The 21103-nt window shown below is 39.3% G+C and carries 16 protein-coding genes; 8 read left to right on the top strand and 8 right to left on the bottom strand.

The genetic code is table 11. The features are described from left to right. Positions 1-65: 65 nt before the first annotated feature. Both QUE09_RS16965 and gorA read right to left on the bottom strand, forming a co-directional pair. Positions 66-923, bottom strand: a complete 858-nt coding sequence (locus QUE09_RS16965; RefSeq protein ID WP_286234060.1) for an N-acyl homoserine lactonase family protein — start codon at positions 921-923, stop codon at positions 66-68. Positions 924-1213: 290 nt separating this feature from the next. Next, entirely contained in the window at positions 1214-2569 is a 1356-nt protein-coding gene (gene gorA, locus QUE09_RS16960) for a glutathione-disulfide reductase (RefSeq protein ID WP_286234059.1), read from the bottom strand. 153 nt (positions 2570-2722) lie between these two features. On the opposite strand from gorA, the gene prlC reads away from it, so the two are divergent. The 4 genes from prlC (at position 2723) to QUE09_RS16940 (ending at position 8441) form a co-directional block, all read left to right on the top strand. Further along, positions 2723-4771: an oligopeptidase A gene (gene prlC, locus QUE09_RS16955; protein WP_286234058.1), complete on the top strand. Its 2049-nt coding sequence runs from the start codon at positions 2723-2725 to the stop codon at positions 4769-4771. A gap of 11 nt (positions 4772-4782) precedes the next feature. Next, the gene (locus tag QUE09_RS16950) at positions 4783-5469 is read left to right on the top strand and encodes a DNA-3-methyladenine glycosylase I (RefSeq protein WP_286234057.1); all 687 of its coding nucleotides are present in this window, start codon (positions 4783-4785) and stop codon (positions 5467-5469) included. Between the two features lie 11 nt (positions 5470-5480). Then, positions 5481-6272 carry a class I SAM-dependent methyltransferase gene (locus QUE09_RS16945; RefSeq protein WP_286234056.1) on the top strand — a complete coding sequence of 264 codons (792 nt, stop codon included), beginning with the start codon at positions 5481-5483 and terminating at the stop codon, positions 6270-6272. Between the two features lie 216 nt (positions 6273-6488). Then, positions 6489-8441: a methyl-accepting chemotaxis protein gene (locus QUE09_RS16940; RefSeq protein ID WP_286234055.1), complete on the top strand. Its 1953-nt coding sequence runs from the start codon at positions 6489-6491 to the stop codon at positions 8439-8441. 83 nt (positions 8442-8524) lie between these two features. Here the strand turns inward: QUE09_RS16940 and QUE09_RS16935 are convergent, their stop codons facing one another. The 5 genes from QUE09_RS16935 to QUE09_RS16915 form a co-directional block, all read right to left on the bottom strand. Beyond that, positions 8525-9235 (bottom strand): helix-turn-helix domain-containing protein, encoded by a 711-nt coding sequence (locus tag QUE09_RS16935; RefSeq protein ID WP_286234054.1) that lies wholly within the window; start codon positions 9233-9235, stop codon positions 8525-8527. Positions 9236-9477: 242 nt separating this feature from the next. Then, the gene (locus QUE09_RS16930; RefSeq protein WP_286234053.1) at positions 9478-10758 is read right to left on the bottom strand and encodes a GGDEF domain-containing protein; all 1281 of its coding nucleotides are present in this window, start codon (positions 10756-10758) and stop codon (positions 9478-9480) included. Between the two features lie 13 nt (positions 10759-10771). Next, positions 10772-11785, bottom strand: a complete 1014-nt coding sequence (locus QUE09_RS16925) for an ABC transporter substrate-binding protein (RefSeq protein WP_286234052.1) — start codon at positions 11783-11785, stop codon at positions 10772-10774. A gap of 106 nt (positions 11786-11891) precedes the next feature. Further along, on the bottom strand, positions 11892-12617 hold the full coding sequence (locus tag QUE09_RS16920) for an exonuclease domain-containing protein (protein WP_286234051.1): 726 nt from the start codon (positions 12615-12617) through the stop codon (positions 11892-11894). Next, positions 12595-14448 (bottom strand): putative nucleotidyltransferase substrate binding domain-containing protein, encoded by a 1854-nt coding sequence (locus QUE09_RS16915; protein WP_286234050.1) that lies wholly within the window; start codon positions 14446-14448, stop codon positions 12595-12597. The genes QUE09_RS16920 and QUE09_RS16915 overlap by 23 nt, the downstream gene beginning before the upstream one ends. Positions 14449-14719: 271 nt before the next feature. Between QUE09_RS16915 and QUE09_RS16910 the strand changes: the two genes are divergently transcribed. The 3 genes from QUE09_RS16910 (at position 14720) to QUE09_RS16900 (ending at position 17307) form a co-directional block, all read left to right on the top strand. Beyond that, positions 14720-14971: a DUF4212 domain-containing protein gene (locus tag QUE09_RS16910; RefSeq protein ID WP_074499571.1), complete on the top strand. Its 252-nt coding sequence runs from the start codon at positions 14720-14722 to the stop codon at positions 14969-14971. Beyond that, on the top strand, positions 14971-16707 hold the full coding sequence (locus QUE09_RS16905; RefSeq protein ID WP_286234049.1) for a sodium:solute symporter family protein: 1737 nt from the start codon (positions 14971-14973) through the stop codon (positions 16705-16707). Before QUE09_RS16910 ends, QUE09_RS16905 begins: the two co-directional genes overlap by 1 nt. A 159-nt stretch (positions 16708-16866) precedes the next feature. After that, positions 16867-17307 (top strand): hypothetical protein, encoded by a 441-nt coding sequence (locus QUE09_RS16900; protein ID WP_286234048.1) that lies wholly within the window; start codon positions 16867-16869, stop codon positions 17305-17307. Between the two features lie 68 nt (positions 17308-17375). Here the strand turns inward: QUE09_RS16900 and QUE09_RS16895 are convergent, their stop codons facing one another. After that, positions 17376-18095, bottom strand: a complete 720-nt coding sequence (locus tag QUE09_RS16895; RefSeq protein ID WP_286234047.1) for a PEP-CTERM sorting domain-containing protein — start codon at positions 18093-18095, stop codon at positions 17376-17378. 207 nt (positions 18096-18302) lie between these two features. Between QUE09_RS16895 and prsT the strand changes: the two genes are divergently transcribed. Continuing rightward, positions 18303-21101, top strand: coding sequence for an XrtA/PEP-CTERM system TPR-repeat protein PrsT (gene prsT / locus QUE09_RS16890; protein WP_286234046.1), 2799 nt, complete (start codon positions 18303-18305; stop codon positions 21099-21101). The last annotated feature ends 2 nt before the right edge of the window (positions 21102-21103 follow it).

Below are 21103 nucleotides of genomic sequence, written 5' to 3'. Positions count from 1 at the left end.
TTAAACATGAAAGTAAAACGTGCGTTACTAAAGTACACGTTTTACTCATGTTTAACTGAAGCAGATTAATCGAGATATTGAGGAATTTTAGGAAGCTTACTTACGTCTTTTGCGTCATGCTGAACAATGACTTTCGCGTGTTCTGTTTCAACAATATTTTCAAACTTCTTAAACGATTCACGTGTTTGTGTTTCATCCACATTAAAGCGCGGAACGCGTTTAAGTTTTCGGCTTTTAGTTTGGTGGTATAAGTCACCAGAGAGTAAAACTGTACCCGTGTTCGCGAGTTTAACTTTTAACGCCGTGTGACCTGGTGTGTGGCCTGGTAACGTCAAAATTATTACACTGCCGTCGCCAAAGACATCATAATCTTGTGAGAAAGTTTTACGTTTCATTTTACTAAGATCAGCGTGCAGTGCTTTAAGGTTTTCAGTATTGGCTATATGTGTTAACTCTGCTTGACTTGTTAGCCACGTAGCATCATTAAATGTAGCTGCTTGGCCAACGTGATCAAAATGACTATGTGATAAAGAAAGATACTCAATATCTTTTGGTGTTAGCTTGATTTTAGCAAGCTGGTCTATCAAAGACGTATTCAGTGATAAAGTGAACACACCGTTCACCATCGGCTCTTTACCAATCAGTGATGTTGGTAGGCCTGTATCCCACATTAAATCGCCTTTTGGGTGGCGAATTAAATAACAACTATCGGTAAAGGTCGCTTGTTGTTTGGCATAATCACCCGTGGTTGAAAATACATCCATATCTGAGACTTTTATTGTCCCGCAGTTAAAGGTATATAACTTTATGTCTTCTTCATGCTTATTGTTTGCTTGTGCCAAGGTACAAGTAATAACTGTACTTACCAGCGCTAATGTCTTAAACAATAAAGATGAACTACGTACTATTTTTCTATCAAACATTCTTTTACTCCATTAATACGATGCTAGAGCGTGTTGATCTCAGCTGTTTGAGTTTTGTTCAAATTAAACGCCTTCTGATAGCGGCACTTGGATTATTGCATAGTCATTCTATGGTTAGTTCAAGTAACAATGAGCAGGAGGCGTTTAGTTAAACCCTTCGGGCTGCATCTGTTTGGCAATTCTACTGTGTTAACGCTTTACTGGAGTAGAACAACTACACGGCGTAAGCGCTGACTTGTATAAATACCAAACAAATTGCGGCAAAAGTAAACATGAAAGTTCAACAAGCTCTAGGTAAGTGTAACAAATTCTTCCGCTGACGTTGGATGAATAGCAACGGTATTATCAAAGTCTGCTTTAGTTGCCCCCATCTTCATTGCTACAGCAAAACCCTGAAGCAATTCGTCACTGCCAAAGCCTATTGAATGAATGCCGACGATTTTTTCTTCTTTACCAACGCATACTAACTTCATTTTTGTTGGGTCTCGATGATTTTCGGTCATTGCTTGATACAGGGCTGTAAATTGCGAGCGATACACAGTTACTTGTTCTGCACCATATTCATCTATTGCTTCTTGTTCTGTTAAACCAACAGTGCCGATCACGGGGTGGCTAAACACTACTGTTGCAACATTGCTGTAGTCTAAATGTTCATTAGGTTTGTTATTAAACAGTCGCTCACATAAACGACGACCCGCTGCTACAGCCACAGGGGTTAGTTGTACTCTTCCGGTATTGTCTCCAACGGCATAAATACCGTCAATACGGGTATTTTGATATTTGTCTGTTGGAATAAATCCATGGCTATCGAGTTCGATACCTGTCGCGCTAATATTGATATTATCTGTAGCCGGTTCACGTCCGATAGCCCAAATAACTGTATTTACCGGACCAACCTTTTTACCGTTCTCTAAATGGATAGTTAATGTTCCATTAGCGTTTTTCTCAATAGACGTTGGAGTACTGTGGTTGTGTAATGTTGGCCCGTGTTTAGCCATTTGTTCGACAAGCGTATCCGACAACATGTCGTCAAACCCTCGAAGTGGCTTCTCTTTTCTCACTAAAAGATGCGACTCACTGCCTAGTGCATGTAATACGCCTGCTAATTCTACGGCGATATAACCAGCGCCAATGACGGCGACAGATTTTGGTTGTTCAGTTAATGCAAAAAAGCCATCTGAGTCTATGCCATGTTCAGCGCCAGGGATATTTGGAATACTAGGGCGCCCGCCCGTTGCAATCACGATGTGATCTGCTGTAATTTTTTCACCATTGACTTCAACGGTATTTTTATTAAGAAATTTGGCGAAACCATCGATAACAGTGACACCATTAGCATCAAAGCCTCGTCCATAGGCAGCGTGTATACGCTTAATGTAGGCTTCTCGATTAGCAACTAAGCGTGACCAATCAAAATTACCTGACGTTAAATTGAAGCCATAATCATGGCTATAGTGAATAGCATCAGCAATTTGCCCAGCGTACCACATGGCCTTTTTTGGAACACATCCGACATTTACACAGGTTCCACCAACTTGTTTAGCTTCAATAACAGCTGCTCTTTTACCAAGTTTAGCGGCGCGATTTGCCGAAGCGATGCCCCCACTACCCGCACCAATAGCTAAAAAATCAAAATGTTGAGTCATATGTTGTTGTTCCTGAGCAATTTGCTGATAAGACCTTAAATATGCGGATAAACATTCATGCTTTCAAGCAAAGTTATTTTTACGCCTTGAATTAATGTAGATTCGCCTTTACATCTACTATCATAAAAGCACCATCAATGAGCTAACGTTACTATGAGTAATCCATTACTAGAAGATACATTATTACCCCAGTTTTCAAAAATTCGTCCGGAACATGTAAAGCCTGCTGTTGAACAAGCAATTGCGGCATGTAAATCGACGATTGAAAAAGTGTTAAAAGAAAATACCACTTATACATGGGATAATTTAGTCGAACCCATAAATGATGTTGATGATGCACTTGGTAAGTTATGGTCCCCCGTTTCTCATATGAATTCAGTGGTCAACAGTGAAGCATTGAGAGATGCGTACGAGTCATGTTTACCATTACTTTCTGAGTACGGTACGTTTGTAGGCCAGCATCAAGGGTTGTTCGAAGCTTATCAATCACTTGCCACCAGTGATGAATACCAAACATTGAATACTGCGCAGAAAAAGGTGATTGATAACGCACTGCGAGATTTTACATTGTCGGGGATTGCATTGCCTCCTGAACAAAAAGAACAATACGGCAACATCGTAACGCGCTTATCAGAGTTAGGATCTACGTTTAGTAACAATTTATTAGATGCAACTCATGCTTATACAGTCAATATAACTGATGAAGCAGAGTTAGCTGGCTTGCCAGATTCTGCAAAAGATGCCGCAGCAGCTCATGCTCAAGCCGAAGATAAGCGTGGGTGGTTGTTTACGTTAGATATCCCCAGTTATTTACCGGTAATGCTTTATTGTGACAATCGAAAGTTACGAGAAAAATTATATCGTGGCTATGTAACGAGAGCTTCTGATCAAGGGCCTAATGCTGGAGAGTATGACAACAGCGAAATCATGAATGAAATTTTAACTTTGCGTCATGAACTCGCACAATTACTTGGGTTTGATAACTTTGCTGAGAAATCGTTGGCGACTAAAATGGCCAATTCAATCGATGAGGTATTAGGTTTTTTGGAGAACCTTGCTGAAAAGTCTAAAGCTCAAGGTAAAGAAGATCTTGAACAAGTAAAAGCGTTTGCTCGTGACAAGTATGATGTTACTACGATTGAACCTTGGGATTTACCTTATTACAGCGAAAAATTAAAACAAAGCCGCTATGCTATTTCTGATGAGGAGCTTCGTCCGTATTTTCCAGAACACAAAGTTGTGGCGGGATTATTCGAGGTTGTTAACCGATTGTTCGGTATCAAAATTACAGAAAAATCGGGTGTTGATACATGGCATGAAGATGTGAAGTTTTATGATATACATGATGCCAACCAGCAATATAGAGGTAGCTTTTATCTCGACTTATATGCAAGAGCTAAAAAACGTGGTGGCGCATGGATGGATGATTGTGTTGGCCGTAGACAATTATCTTCTGGCAAAATTCAATACCCAGTTGCCTATTTAACGTGTAATTTCAATGGCCCTGTAGGTGATAAACCGGCACTTTTTACGCATGATGAAGTTGTAACATTATTCCATGAATTTGGTCACGGTATTCATCATATGCTTACGCAAATTAATGCTAGTGGTGTATCTGGTATCGATGGTGTGCCGTGGGATGCAGTTGAGTTACCCAGTCAATTTTTAGAAAACTGGTGTTGGCAGCCAGAAGCGCTTGCGTTTATTTCGGGACACTTTGAAACAAATGAGCCACTACCACAAGATATGCTTGATAAAATGTTGGCGGCTAAAAACTATCAATCAGCGATGCAAATGTTACGTCAATTAGAATTTAGTCTATTTGATTTTCTTATGCACGCTAACTATCAACCAAATGTTAACCAAAAGGCGTATATCCAGCAAACACTGGATCAGGTTAGGGATAAATATGCTGTTGTATCTACGGCTGAATTTAACCGCTTTCAGCATAGTTTTGGTCATATATTTGGTGGCGGTTATGCTGCGGGCTACTACAGTTACAAATGGGCTGAAGTACTCTCAGCAGATGCATTTTCACGTTTTGAAGAAGAAGGCGTTTTTAATTCAGCAGTAGGTAAGGACTTTCTTAACTGCATACTAGAAAAAGGGGGTTCACAAGAACCAAGTGAGCTTTTTAAAGCCTTTAGAGGTCGAGAACCGAAAATTGATGCGTTACTGCGCCATAGTGGTATTGCTGCCTAAAGGGTAAGAGTATGAGACTGGAAAACGTCGAAAAAATTTATCAACGCGCTGCTGAACGAAAGGGCGGTGAAACGGCTTTAAAGTTACTGATTGCGCCACAAGCGCAAGAGATCGCGCACCTGACTGATGATCGTATTTTATCGGAGATGACAAAGAAAATATTTCAGTCAGGCTTTGTTTGGCGGGTTGTTGAGAAAAAATGGCCAGATTTTGAATCAGTATTTTTTGACTTTAATATCGAGAAAATACTGATGATGCCAGAGGAAATGCTCGAACAAAAAGCAAGTGATCCGAAAATCATTCGTAACTTTAACAAGGTTAAAACAATTAAAGCCAATGCGCAGATGATGTTCGAGGAGCAGCAAAATGGTCATACCTTTGCTGAGTTTATTAGCCATTGGCCTTCAACAGATATCATTGGACTATGGGCGTATTTAAAAAAACATGGGCAACGACTTGGTGGTAATACTGGCCCCTATGCATTAAGGATGTTAGGTAAAGATACCTTCTTGCTCAGCCGAGATGTCGAGGCTTATTTTCGCGCCCATGATTTAATTTCGGGTGGTCTTCATACGAAATCGAGCCTGAATACCATTCAACAGAGTTTTAATCATTGGCAGCAAGAGTCTGGCCTATCGTTGTCACAATTAAGTCGCTTAATTGCATTTTCAACGGGTGATAATAACTTAATCTCGTGAGTATCAAATCAATGAATAGAGTCGCCGTTGCTTATGCTGATCCGGTAGATGCCGAAAAGGCGAAAACAATTGCAAATCAGTGGGGCTTCGATTATATCGGTGACATAGCTGCTGCGGTTAACTTTCCAGAGCTTGAGTTTATACTTCAGGTGAACATACAGCGTTTAGAACTCATTAAACTTGATGAGCCTAAACTCGGCGCGATTGCTGTTGATTTTGTTTCTGGTGCCACCGCCCATCGCCGTAAATTTGGTGGTGGTCGTGGTCAGGATATTGCTAAAGCTGTTGGGTTAAAACATGGATTTACACCTTGTGTACTCGATGCGACCGCGGGTTTAGGTCGAGATGCTTTTGTACTCGCCACGTTAGGATGTAACGTGAAGATGATTGAAAGAAACCCGATCGTTGCAGCATTGTTGCAAGATGGCTTATTGCGAGCCTCTCTAAGTAATGAAGTTAAAGATATTACAGATCGTATGACATTAATGTTCGGGTCTTCTATCGAGAATATGACTGATGAGGAAGATATTGATGTGGTCTATTTAGATCCCATGTATCCTCACAAAGAAAAGTCTGCTGCCGTTAAAAAAGAAATGCGTGTTTTCCAATCCTTAGTTGGAGAAGATTTAGATAGTGATGCTTTGTTAGCGCCTGCCTTGCAGATAGCGCATTATCGCGTTGTTGTTAAACGACCCAGTTATGCGGATTTTCTCGCTAAGAAAAAACCATCAACAAGTATCAAAATGAAAAAAAATCGTTTTGATGTCTATGTTAATAAGGCTATTCCTAAGCCAACGGTTTAAGCATTGCAGTATGTGTAAGAACCGTCATAAAAGTGCAATCGTATCATCATAATTTTATACGTAAATAGTCGCTTTCGATAATCATAGTAGTGTCTTAAGTTGTGCGTGACTGGTGGCGATATCTAGCGACATAAAACTGTCACACTGCTGTAACGTAATTGTCATATTTAATAAAGAAAATACCCGCCAATTGTCTACTAAATCTCAGGTTTATTCGTGCGCGTATCTACTTTTTCTCGATGTTCTGTTGTTGCAATCAGCGCCTTTGCTGTTATTTTCCTTACTACTATGTTCCAAGTTGGAGAGTCACTGTCTAAAAGTCGGGAGCAATACGATGAATACCAACACCTAAAATCATTAACAACGGTAAAGTTCAGTAGAACAGTAAGGCGTTATTTAGCTTCTGGAGATGCGAGTCAATTAACGGAAGCTGAGGCAATACTTGCCGACATTGTCTTAAGTACCGAACAATTGTCCATTACTCAATTAGCGACTGAAATTGCAGATAAGGCCTCGGCATTAAAAAAAGACATTACAACAAAGTATCGCGCAATGGGGAAATTAAGTGGGGACCCTATGGCTTTGCTTCGTAATGGAGAGCGTGGCATATCTGCTATCAACCAAAGCTTAGCAAACTACGTTGAACAAACATCAGTGTTGAACGCCAATGAGCAGGCGCGATATTTACAATTAACCAACCAAATCGCGAGTGCATTATTCAACTTAGTAGATAGTCGCGAAACCATGTTTGCACAAAAACAAGCAACCAGCGACTCGTTATCTTATTCATTACAAACGTTAATCGAACTTGGAGAGCAGCTTTCCGCTAAGCCTTTGTTGGAAATTTATCTTGACGATGGCGATGATGACGATGATTTTTTTGCTGACGAAGATGATAAAGAAGATGTGAGCGAAGAAGCATTGTCCGAGTTAATTTCACTGATCAACCGTTATCAACTTGAGCTTAATAATACCTTAGAAAACCAGCAAAAACGTCAACAAGGGTTTGCTTTACTGGCGAAACAAGTCGATGAATTAGAACAAATCATTCTTAATGGTGAAGCTGAAATCACACATAACCAAGAGCTAGTTAATCAGCAACTTACCTATATTGTTATAGGCCTGTTGTCATTTTTAATCTTGTTCTTGGCTGCAAACTATTGGCTTACGCGTAGCGTCGTACTAAACCCATTACGTAAACTTAGAGATAGTTTTGTTACTTTAGTTAATGAGGGGCGTGTTGAAAATATTACGGGTATTCCTTTAAAAACTGAGTTGGGAGAAATTTCACATAGCTTTAATCAAATGGTTTCAAAGTTAGCTGAAGAAGATAAACAAAAAGAAGAGCAACTTAATTTAGTTTCAAAGGCTATGCAAACCATGGAAAACCAAGCACGCAACATTCTAGATTCATCATCTAGTACAGATCAACATCTTGCTGGTGTTGTGCAAGTGATGGATGCTTTGTCTGCGGTAACCGACAATGTAAACACTCTATCACAACAAGTTGTTGATAATGCTCAGACAACGCAAAAATCGATGAATGACAGCCAAACGAAAGTACATGAAGTTTTGGTTGCAAGTGAGCAAACGAACTCCGCCGCTAGTGCCGGTCGAGAGGCTATTTTAACGTTAACACAATCGGTAGAAAGTGTTGGTTCAATTGTCGATGTTATTAGTGCTATTGCCGATCAAACCAACCTACTGGCACTTAATGCCGCCATTGAAGCAGCGCGTGCAGGAGAGCATGGTCGAGGTTTTTCAGTAGTGGCTGACGAGGTAAGGCAGTTAGCAGGTAAAACACAAGATTCATTAAACCAGGTGAGCCAACGCTTGGAGCAGTTAAATCAAGCCAGTTTAACGTTAGAAAATAATATTTACGGTATCGAAACCGCTTCAAGCCAGCAAAAGCAAATTGCGGCAGTACTAAAAGAAAACGCAGAGAATGTAGTACAACAAGCCATAATCTCTGCACAAGTAGCTGAAGATGCACTCTCGCATATTAATCAACAACGCAATCATTTTTCAGCGTTTGAACAAGCAATGATGAGTGTACAAAGTGAAGTAGGCCACTCCCGAACACTTGCTGAAACTATTTCTCAAGATGTAAATGCTCAAGTTAAAGATATCAATCAGACGTTGCGATTGGTGTTATGCACTGATAATTAGTTGCGTAAGTCTTAATTTGATCTGTCAGGTTTAATTCATCGGATTCAATCAAAACCTGACAGTCGCAGATGTGCCAACAACGGTCATTCGCTAATCTTATCTAATAGTGCATTGTCTTTGATTAGTTGTGACTCTAATCTTAATTTGGATGTCCTGAAAAATAGTTCAGCAACCACCACCGAATATAAGACTGAAGCTATTATGCTGTTTGCCATTAATTCGCTGAATCGGGCAGAGAATAAACTTACTTCGGGCCAAGCGAAGGACATTTGCCAACCATGAAAAAGAAAAGCGAATATTGCCGAGATGTAAGTAAATCGAATCAATTGATTCAGACTAGAAATTAGCTGTATTAGAGGCTTTGAATTATCCAACTTGCCACCACCTAATGAATATATTAATAAAAACTTTAATTCCTTAATATCAATAACTCTAATTGATAATGCAAATAAGGTGAACATCATAACCACACCATTGATATGAAGACGAACTTGCAACTCCCCATCAGGAACTAACAATATTGCTAGTAACATTGTTAGTAATAGCACCCAGCTTATCACATTGAGTCGCGGTGAAATTACATAGTTATTTTCTGTATAATTAGATTCATTTACTAAAAACTTTGGGGTCACGTTAAATGCAGCAGCGATTGCCATTTTTGACTCTAGTGAGCATTCTCCTGTTTTTTCAATTCTCTGAATCGTCCTAGAGCTAACACCCGATATGGTGGCAAGTTGCTCTTGAGTCCAACCATGTTGGCTTCTTAAATTTTTTATAATGTCAGGGGATATCATGTTTTCATCCTTTAATTGATAACTAAACAATATCATTAAATGTGATTTTTAACAGTTTATACACGACAGCAACCAGACAATGCACGTCAGCAAGCTGACATCGGCTTAATATAAAGACATGAGCAAAACAGAGTTAGGTTCAGAGCACCCAGTAACTGTCCGTTTTTCGCTCATAGCTGACTGCCCGTTGAAGCCTTAACCTATTCATCCAAACGGTAAGATCTGTTAAAAGCGACGACAAATTAGTCTGTATCAGTATTAAAGACTTCGATGCGATTTCTACCTTTGTGCTTAGCTTGATACATGGCTTGATCTGCCTCGTTCAGTAATTGCTCAAAGTTCTCATGTCTGGCATTTTGTGTACTCATACCAATGCTAATGGTTATTGGGATCATTTGCCCTCTAAAGGTTAAAGGGTTCTGGTAAAGTCTTTCTTGAATGCGTTTCGCAGTTTCTTTGCTATCTTCAATTTTACATGCTGGTAAAATAACGACAAACTCCTCACCGCCGTAGCGCCCTAAGAAGTCCACTTCACGTATTTCTAATTGGCAAATATTACAGAGGTGCTTTAAGAGTTCGTCGCCACAAAAGTGGCCATATTCATCATTTACTTTTTTGAAAAAATCGCAATCAAAGAGCATCACTGTTAATGAGGAGTTAGCTCTTTTACTGCGAGAAAACTCAAGTGCCCCTCGTTCATAAATAGCACGCCTATTTGCAATTTTTGTTAATGGATCTGTGCGTGAAATTTCCTCTAATATTTTTGTTCTTTCGGCAATAATTTGCTGCATGGCATCGATTGAAATACTATTTTCTTCAAGCTTTCGATTCATTTCTTGAAAGTGAGTGACAATGCTTTCAAATTCTTCAGAGGGATAAGTTAAGTCTATTTGTTGAAAATGATCTGTTACATTGTTTTTAATGCCTTCTTCAACTTCATTTAATGACGTTTTTACCACGCGCTTAAGTTTAACCGCTCCCAAGGTGAGAGAACTTAGAGAAAGTAGTAATACAACCGCAATTAACATAAATTCTTGTTCGACTGTCTCTTTAATGTTTCTTTGTACATCTTTAGATAAGTTAACGGCATCAGCACGAATGGATTCTAATTGCGTTAACAATCTTGCGTTAAAATGGTTTTGAAGTATTTTGTTCGCATTGTCGAGTTGTTGGGGTGTTTGTTTCTCAAAAAGTGCTTTAAGGTTTAAGTTTCGGCTTGCAATACTGTTCAGAATTACCTGTTGTTTAGCTGTCATTCTTGGCGCGGTTTTTATTAGTTCCTGCAATTGATTATGATAGGTAATCCATTCTTGCGTTCGGTTATTCTTAGCAAAAAGTTGTTTGCTTAATATGATCTGTTTCAGTACATCAGTATGGCTTTCAATTCGCTGAGCAAAAGCTTCTTGCTGCGTTGCTAAAGAGATACTTTGGTAAGCGAAGAGTACACTAAAAATGATGACAAAAAAAACGAAGCAGCAGCCAATCGCAAAATAAGAGATTCGTTGTGTCAAAGCCATTGTCATACGTTATACACCATCAATGAACATTTACTAATTGAGGGTTTAGTTGTGAAAGTGCGCGTTCATCAATATAGGTTACATAGCTTTTCGCTAAGGTTAGTTGAGGTGATAACGCGTTACCTGCCAACTGTCTAAATGCCCACCTTGCTTGTGATTCTATACTTAATAAAAGTGAATTATCTAACCCCACTTTAAAAATATAATCTCGCCAAACCCACTCAATGAATTCAGCATCAACGTTTAATTTACTTTGCACTATCGACTTTGCACGTTTAGGTTGAACGGCGATAAATTCATTGGCTTTAATGAGTCCTGATAACAGGCATTTTGTTGCCCTAACACTATGTAATGGTAATGGTTTAGAAACTAAATTAAAACTTAATGAATTTAAATTTTTGGTCTGGTGTAACTTGAGTTGTTGACCCATTGCTTTCACCGCATTAAATGCAAAAGGTTCCCAAGGTACAATAGCTTCTACCTTGTTTGTTTTAATTGCATGATAAAGTTGATCAGGGGGAATATCGACCAAGGTAACATCAGTAGGCGTTAAACCTTCTAATGCTAGTAAAGAAGTAAGGAAGTACTCGCTAGCTGTTCCTAGCGTTACACCAATGCGTTTACCGACTAACTGCTGTGTATACTCAATATTTGATGAAACTTTACTCAAGAGTTTTACGTCATTATCTGATTGAACAAACATAGCATGAGATACTAACTCAGAATGATATAGGCTTTGAAAGGCAATCACAGAGTCTGATGAAGTAGCATAAGTTGCTTCGTCAGTAGCGACCAGGTCATAAGCGCGTTTACCACCAACAACATCAATAATCGAAACGTCAATGCAGTGCTTATCAAAAGCATTGATCGCTTGTGCGACATAAAAAGGAGCAGACAGCGGTGTTAACGATACTGCAATGGTTATGGGTTGAGGCTTAGCTTTAGGATCACCTTTTACATTGAGAAATAGCGCTATAGATGCACATCCAATCCCTACTGCTAGCACAAATTTATTTCGCCAACGGTGCTTCAAATCCTTTTCTCGCGTTGTTGCTTTGTGCTAAGTATAGCTGATAACAACTCTGTAATTAGAATATTTATGCTATGTTGTTAAAAATAGCTTGTGCAAATCGCTATATTTAAATCAATAGGTCTTTTAAAGTTGCATTGGTGTATTGGGTTTGGCTTTCGGCTAAGAATAGTTCTGCTGTGGCTATCGCATCACTTAACGCGTTATGTGCATAGTAGGTCGGTAAATCATAGCGACTGCGAAGCGCGCTTAATCTAAGTTCAGAGGGATCGTAAGCCACGTCCCGTTTATCTAGGCGTTTTTTAGCTAATAATAAGGTGTCTATTATTGGTAGAGGAGGTGCAAAGCCATAAAGCTCTAAACACGCACGCTGTAAAAATTGCTTTTCTATGTGGGCGAAGTGTACTAAAAGAGGCTTCCCTGCAATGGCTTTTAGTAATTGCTCAATGACCTCTGCTAAGGGCTTACCTAACTGACGCTGTTGATCAGTTATTTGATGAATAATAACGTTGTCGGCAGCTAAGGCGCGATTGGTATTTATTATTTGATGGTAACAACTATTGAGTTGAATTTGTTGTTCACTGATATTAACGAACCCTACACTGAGTAGTTTATCATTTATGGCATCAAGCCCCGTTGTTTCAAAGTCTACTGCAACTAAATTTAACTTCGCTAATGGCGTATTCAAAGCAGGGAATGGCTGTGATAAATAATCTTTGACGGGACCAGCTGGCGCCCTGAGTAGCGCTTTTTTACGTGCGATCTCTATGCCAAATAACCAATTAAACAAAAACTGATGTCGCCACATATGATTAATAACTCGATTGTCGTGCATCTTGTAATGTTTTGATGACTTTAAAGGCGTCTTTTAAATGCTCGCGTTCTAGTTTGGAAATGTCTTTGGGCGCGAGAAAGTTATCGGGCGCAATGTTTGCCACTAGTTTTTTTGCCTGATGTTCCATGCGTAAGAGCGATAAAAATTCATAAGCATCAATAAGATTAGCTGCAGAAGCTTTAGTTAATGCTGGCGTGCCTGCAACTTGTTTTAAGCGCTCAATAGTATTTGTTGCTTGTATACCTTCGCTTAATGCATAAATTCGTGCTAAATCGACAATGGGGGCAATACCATTGTGCTTTAAATCTAATACCCGTTTATTTTCACCATCTTTAATTAATACAAAGTCTCTGAAAAAACCTAGCGGTGGCCGGTTTAATAACGCATTTTTTGATAGGTGCGCTAAAAATAGCGTATTTCCTTTGGTTTTTTGGAGTAACCTTTTTCGAACATCATTAAGTAATGATTCATCACCGTGGACGGTCGTAAGATCAAAAAAGACACTACTGTTAAGCAACGCTTGAGGGCTAGGTGTGTCTACCCAATCGGCAAAATATTTATGCCAAACCTTTTGTGGTTGTCGCCATTGTTTATTGGTCGCCATAATATCACCAGGGCAGTAAATAAAACCGCATTTGGCAAGCCCATCTGAAACGAAACGTGCAAGTTCGATAAACCATTGGTCATGCTCTGGCTTTACGTCATCACTGATGATTAGGGCGTTGTCTTGATCTGAATGAGCAAATTGTTCTTCTCTTGCTTGAGAGCCTGCAGCTAACCATGCATAACTGACAGGAGCACTGCCTAACGTTTTTTCAGCAAGTTCGATTAATCTTATGGTGAAAGCTGATGTTATGGCGCTTATGCTTTTACCAACGTGATCAGCAGTCGTGCCAAGTTTAGCCATTCTAATTTGTAATTTTGGTAATAATGCGCTGACCTGTATTAACTCTTCTACTGAGGTTGCTTTGCGAATGATGTGTGTCAAATTAACCGCATTTTGACTTTCATGATTCATTAAATCGGTGATTGTTACCATGGCGAGTAACCGATTGTTTTCCATAACAGGCAAATGATGTATTCGCTTAGCTGTCATTAACATTAAAGCATCGTAAGCGCGACTGCCTGCTTCTATGGTTAACATCTCCTTAGTCATGATGTCACTTACGGGTAGTGAAAAGTCTAACCCTTTAGCAATACAACGCTGACGAAGGTCTTTATCTGTCACAATGCCAACAGGTAAACGTGTTGTGTCGTTGGTGGTGACAACTAAGCATGAAAAGCCTAGTTCAGTCATATCAATTGCCGCTTGTTGAATTGACGTTTGTTGTGAAATTGTTGCAACTGGTGTGTGATAAAACTGACTTATATCTGTATTCATCAATGAAGATGCGAGTATAGCGTCTTCATTGACTTGCGACATTTTACTGTTTAACCGTTGCTCTGAGCTGTGTTGAAAAAAGTTAATGACGGCAGGATAATGAAAAACTACATCGTGTAATTGCGGATAACTAATACAATAGGCAAGTGTATCTTCTTCGGTTATTACACTAATTTCAACCTGCTCATTGTCTTGACAAAAAACCGTACAAATATCTCCTTCACCATATTTACCCACGAGCTCATCTTCAGTGTCATAATAGGCTAATGCCCCTTTACGAACGATAAAAAGACTATTGTTTTCACATTGGCTGGGTGGCAATTTTTGGTGTTGCTTGATGTAACAAATGTTTATCAGCTTAACAACGAGCTTTATTTTGTCTTCAGGCAATTGATCAAAAGGGGGGATCCCTTGAATAAACGCAATAATTTCGGCTATTTCACTATCCATTGTTGTTCCCTTTTGTTTTCTCTACAACTGTTGTAGTGCATTTTGATAGTACTGGTCAACAAAGATATTCACGTCCTAGACTAAAGTGTAATACCTTGGCCAAAAAATCCTTGCTAGTGTGTACATTAGTTTAGTTTTATTGTGCATTTTTCTCTGTTAGAGGGCGAATTCATCATAAAGCTAACTACAAACACAACAGGTGTCAAAAGCGCGTAAAAACAACAAAAAGCGCAATAATATGGGCTTTAAAGCTCAATGCTAGGAGAAAACAATGGAAGACAAAAATTCATATTGGGCAGAAAATCTGCGCCTGATTTTTATCTGTCTTGCTATCTGGTTCGTGGTGTCATTCGGTTTCGGGTTAATATTGGTTGAACCGTTAAACACTATTCGTCTAGGTGGATACAAGCTAGGTTTCTGGTTTGCACAGCAAGGCTCAATCTATACCTTCGTTGGTCTTATTTTCTGGTACGGTAAGAAAATGAACGACCTAGATAAAAAATATAATGTGGAGGATGCGTAATGGATGAGTTGAGACTCTATACGTGGATCGCTGTTGGCGGTACCTTTGGTTTATATTTTTTAATTGCCTGGTGGGCCCGAGCTGGTTCTACGAGTGAATTCTACGCTGCTGGCGGTGGCATTACGCCATTACAAAATGGTATGGCAATTGGTGCAGATTGGATGAGTGCTGCATCATTCATCTCCATGGCAGGTTTAATTGCCTTTTTAGGCTACGGTGGTTCAGTTTTCCTTATGGGCTGGACAGGCGGTTACGTATTACTAGCGATGTGTTTAGCACCGTATATGCGTAAACATGGTAAGTTTACTGTTCCTGAGTTTATCGGCGATAGATTCTACTCACGTACAGCACGTATTGTGGCGGTTGTTTGTTTAATTATCGCATCTTTAACATACATCATCGGTCAAATGAAAGGTGTTGGTGTTGCATTTTCTCGCTTCTTAGAAGTTGAATATGATACAGGCTTGTATATTGGTATGTTCGTGGTATTTGTTTACACGACATTAGGTGGCATGAAAGGTATAACGTATACACAGATTGCACAATACGTGGTATTAATTACTGCTTATACAATTCCAGCTATCTTCATTTCATTGCAGTTAACAGGCAACCCAATTCCTCAACTTGGTTTAGGTTCGACACTGTCTGATGGCAGTGGGGTTTACTTGTTAGACAAACTCGATATGGTGGTGTCTGATCTCGGCTTTAAAGAATATACAACTTCATCTTTAGGTGATGTTGAAATGATCGCTTATACGTTGTCGTTAATGATCGGTACAGCAGGTTTACCACATGTAATTATGCGTTTCTTTACCGTACCATCGGTAAAAGCTGCACGTCAGTCAGCAGGTTATGCACTTGTATTTATTGCATTATTGTACACTGTAGCACCAGCAGTAGGAGCAATGGCTCGTTTCAACTTAATGAACACCATTGAACCCGCAGCGGGTCAAAACCTTGAGTACGCTGAGCGTCCACAATGGTTTAAAGACTGGGAACAAACGGGTCTATTGAAGTTTGAAGACAAAAACGGTGACGGTAAAGTTCAGTACACTGCAGATACTGCTACAAATGAAATGGTAAAAGTTGACCGTGACATTATGGTATTGGCTAATCCTGCTATCGCAAACTTACCTAACTGGGTTATTGCATTAGTTGCCGCGGGTGGTTTAGCAGCTGCGCTTTCAACGGCTGCTGGGTTACTACTGGCAATATCTTCAGCAATATCCCATGACTTAATGAAAGGGGTCTTGGTGCCTGACATGTCCGAGAAAAGTGAGCTGTTAGCAAGCCGCATTGTCATGACCTTGTCGATAATATTGTCTGGTTATCTTGGGTTGAATCCGCCTGGATTTGCCGCGGGTACGGTGGCGTTAGCCTTTGGTTTGGCTGCCTCAAGTATATTCCCAGCATTAATGATGGGGATATTCTCTAAGAAGATGAATAGCAAGGCCGCTATTTCAGGTATGTGTGCCGGTATTGGTGTAACAATGCTGTATGTGTTCCAACACAAAGGTATTATGTTTATTCCTGGTACTAGCTTCCTTGGCGGCATGGAGCCAAACTGGTTCTTCGGAATTTCACCTAATGCCTTTGGTTCTGTGGGTGCATTAGTGAACTTTGCCGTTGCATTTACCATACTGAAAGCGACAGGTCCTGCACCACAAGAAATTCAAGACTTGGTGACAAATTTCCGTACACCACACGGTGGTGTTTCGGCTGCACATGATCACTAATTGAATGCTCGCGCATTAATTCAAAAGGCCTCTAATCGTATATTATGTTTATATGATAAGGGGCCTTTGTTTTTCTGTAACCTTGGTATAGTATTTCGTTTAGCTAATAGAGTAACTGTTTGTTAAATAAAGTATTATCATAATTATAAGGATGATTTAATGAGTCGGCATACTAAGCTAGCAATGTTTCTAGCACCGTTTCTTATATTAGGGGGGTATGTACTCTCCGATTTCTACTTAGAAAGCCAAGCCAGTAAGCTGCGTTTATATGAATTGCAGCCATTTGGCCATTGCGACGTAATTAATCAAAAATGTGTACTTAAATCAAAGGACTTTAAGATTAATGTCACACATGAAAACGGTATAACAACCGTTAACTCAACATTTCCTCTTGATACTGCTACTTTTTTTATCGTAGATAACGCGAAAAATCCTAGGGCTTATCAGCTAGGCATGAAAGATACGCCTTATTACTGGAAGCGAGAAACGGCATTGGGGGAATTAATTCCTAATAAAGGCGATAAAACTAAGTTACGTTTTATTGGTGAAATAAAAGGTGGCAAGTATATCGCTGAATTTTATACACAAACGGTTAAATAATTAAATGTACACGCATAAAAAAACGCCGTGAAAATCACGGCGTTTTTTTAGAAGTAAGCGCTTAAAAACTATTTAGTTTTTCTACGACCTAACAGTAGACCTGCAATACCAAGCCCAAATAAGGTTAGCATGCCAGGCTCTGATACTTGAACCACAGCAGGTGCTGGTTCTTCTTTACCAAAGAATGTAAGGTGAGATAAGCCTTTTTCATTTGGTGTTAGGTATGTACCTTCATTAACCGCAACTGCTGAACTAATACATGCTAAGCTCAAGTTGCTGTCGCTAACAGAGTTATTCGTTCCATCAAATGCACTACAAGTACCGTTATTAATAGCACTGTCGTTAACAGTCCAAAACAAGTTATAGCCCTTGCCAGTTTTTGCAATCCAATAATAGATGTCAACGTTGCTATTGTTGAATGTCCAGTTACCACTGGCACTATTTGATAAGTTAGTGCCATTACCGTTGAATTCCCAATCAACCTTAGCCATTTGATTGTTGAACTTAGCGCCTTCTTCATAGTCGCCTGAGTCAACATCAAACTTGCTCAAAACCCATGCAATATCATATTGCACTTCATTTTCGTCTTCTGAATAAATTTTACAATCGCTAAAGCCGCTACCACCGGTTTTATTGATACCAATACCAGAGTCATTATCAAAAAAGTCTTTACAATCATTCTTTTCATTAATGAATGTAGATACGGTTGTTAGTCCTGCAACCGCACTAGTAGAGACAGATAATAAGGTTACAAACATCGAAACACTTATTGTTTTTAAAAAATTCATGGCCATTCCCATTGGTGAATTAGCATTACTGCATTACTTAATAATACTATCAAAGCAATTATTATGCCCACATGTAAAAAAGTATTATAAACAACGGTTTATTTTATGTGTCCGCGCGTTTTTGCACAAAGATGTAAAAATTACTGACAATCGCACGTCGAATTAATATATTCTAACTACTTGATGATTAAAAGTGAAAAGGAATATATGCGCTCTCGTTATCTTGGTTTTGTGTCAGTTATCTTAATGTGTTTATGTAGCACAGGCTTTGCTAATTCGTTGGAAAACTATGAAGCAGCAGAACGTGCGTTTCAAGCTCATGAATATGGTAAAGCAGAGACGTATCTAAAAAATTTACTCAGTCAAAATAATAAAAACACGACGGCACAGTTATTATTGATAAAAGTATATTTAGCTCAGGGAAAAGGTCATTTAGCTGAATCTGAGTTACAGAACGCCGGCAATATAGGTATAGATACTGCTGAGTCAAAATTGCTATACGCACAAGCCTACACACAGCAGGGTTTGTATAACAAAAGTCTTGATGCCTTAAAAATCGCTGAAAACAATCCTGCTATTATCGACCAAGTATATGTAGCAAGAGGTTTGGCGCAAATTGGCCTAGGACATTTTAATGTCGCCAAGCGTACCTTTGAGCAAGCATTGCGTGTTAACAGCGGTAATTTGAACGCTAAGCTTGGTTTAGCGCAAGTGCATATTATTGATAAAAAGGAAGCATTAGCTCATCAAATCTTAGATGAAGTATTAGATAGCTATCTGCCACCATTGAAAGCGCTTTCAATGAAGGCGAACTTGTTATATCAGCAAGCTGAGCTAATACCTGCACTTGCTTTAGTGAATCAAGTACTGAGTGAGTCCAACAATGATTTTAGTAGTCTATTGTTAAGAGCGAGTATCTATATAGAACAGCAGCGGTTTTCTTTAGCTGATGAAGATTTAGAAATTGTCTTGAATCAACTGCCGAATGAGCCCCGTGCAACTTTTCTTAAGGCCGTTGTTGCCTCTTCACAAAACCGTGATGAGGTTTCTGAGCGTGTCGTTAATAACGTTTTTGAAATTATTGGTAACATAGCGCCAGAAGTGATTGAGCGTTACCCCAGTTATCTCTATTTAGCAAGCTATGCAGCCTTTATGCAAGGTGAACTAGAACATGCAAAAACTTACTTAAATCGCTATTTAGCAATTGATGCCACTAGTTATCGTGCGTTGAGGCTGTCTGCTTCAATTGATTATGCATTAGGCAATTATATGATTGCTCTTGCTACCTTAAAAAAGGCTAACTTGGCTTATCCGAATGATGCGGCAATTAATTCGCTATTAGGTACCATCTACCTTGCATTGGATAATGATGACAAAGCGTTATTCTATTTTGAACATGCTAAATCATTAGCCAGCGATTTTATATTGTTTGATTTGCAGTTAGCACAGGCACTTATTGCAAATGATAAAGCAAATCAAGCGGCGGAGTTACTTGTTAATATTGCTAAAAAAAATCGGGACGAACCAAAAAATTTACAACTTATAGAACCGCTGTTGTTTAAAGCCTATGTTATGCAAAGAAAGTTCGAGCAAGCATTTGATGTGTCAAAGCGAATCGTTGCTCATGATCCTACGGTGGAAAACTTATACCAACAAGGGTTGATTTTATTAGAGCTAGGTAAAATTGATGCGGCTATTGAAAATATTGACAACGCGCTATCCGTCGATCCGAGGTTTATTCCCGCTGTCATTGCCAAAGCAAATATACTGGCTCAACAGCATGATGTCGAGCAAGCTATTCGTTATACTGAAGCCGTTTACAAAGACAAAAATGATGCGCAACTGGCATTTTCAATTGCGCAGTTTTACCAACAAAATGATCAATTGCCAAAGAGCGCTGAAAAGCTTGCGCAGGCGTATGAATTGGCGCCTGAAAATTTTGAGATCACAAAAGCTTATATAACGCTTTTATATCGAACAGAACGTCAAAAAAAGGCGTTAGATATTGCAGAAGGCTATCTTAAAAAGTATGCCGATAACTTGCCTATGTATTATTTATTAGCAGATCTATATTTGGCGCAGAATAGTATAGATAAGGCGCATCAAGTACTTAAAGATGCTTTTCGTTTAAACCTTAAAGATATTGAAAAGTCAGCACTTTATCGTAAAGTAGCAGCAATTTATGGTAAAACCCTTAATGCACAAGGGGCACTTGACGCGTTACAAAAAGCTTTAGCTTGGCATCCGGCGTCACCATCATTGCTTGCGCTCGCAAAATATTACCAAGAAGTGGGTCGTATTGATGAATCGATAAAAGTAATTGAAAATTACCAAGACTCAATAGTGAGTGATGAAATAACATTGCTGTACGCGCAGAATTTATTGGCTGTTGGCAAATATAAAGCGGCAGCTAAGCATTTTCGTGACATTGATGATATATACCCAGCAGCTCAAGTCGGCTTGGTGCAGACAATGGTTGCCACAGAAAAAAGCGACCAAGCAATTAAATACTTAACAGAGCGTATCGAGCAGCACCCTAAACACCCCTTATTAATGTTAACAAAAGCTGAATTACTCGCTAATGCTAACGATTGGCAAGCAGCATTTGATATTTATCAGACGATTCTCTCGTTTTATAAAGATGCAACTGTATATAACAATGCCGCGTATTCGGCACTTCAATTGGGTAATTTAGCCGAGGCGAAACAGTTGGCGGAAAAGTCGTTAACGTTACAACCAAAGCAGCCAAATACATTAGATACATTAGGATTGATTTTATCTCAGATGCAACGTTATCAAGATGCATTGCCTTATTATCGACAAGCACTCGTTGTGAATAAGAATCGTCCGGATATCAAGTTTCATTTAGCAAAAACCTTGGAAGCACTTGATAGGGATCGTGAAGCGATGTCTTTATTAGCTGATATTGTTAACAGTAACGTTTATTTTGCCGAGAAAGAGGCAGCAAAGGGGTTACTTGATAAACTAATCGTTGAGCAGAACTAGAA

The organism is Thalassotalea sediminis, from assembly GCF_030295915.1.
Lineage (GTDB): Bacteria > Pseudomonadota > Gammaproteobacteria > Enterobacterales > Alteromonadaceae > Thalassotalea_C > Thalassotalea_C sediminis.
Note: the sequence above shows the minus strand (reverse complement) of the source record. Positions and strands in the feature narration are given on the sequence as shown.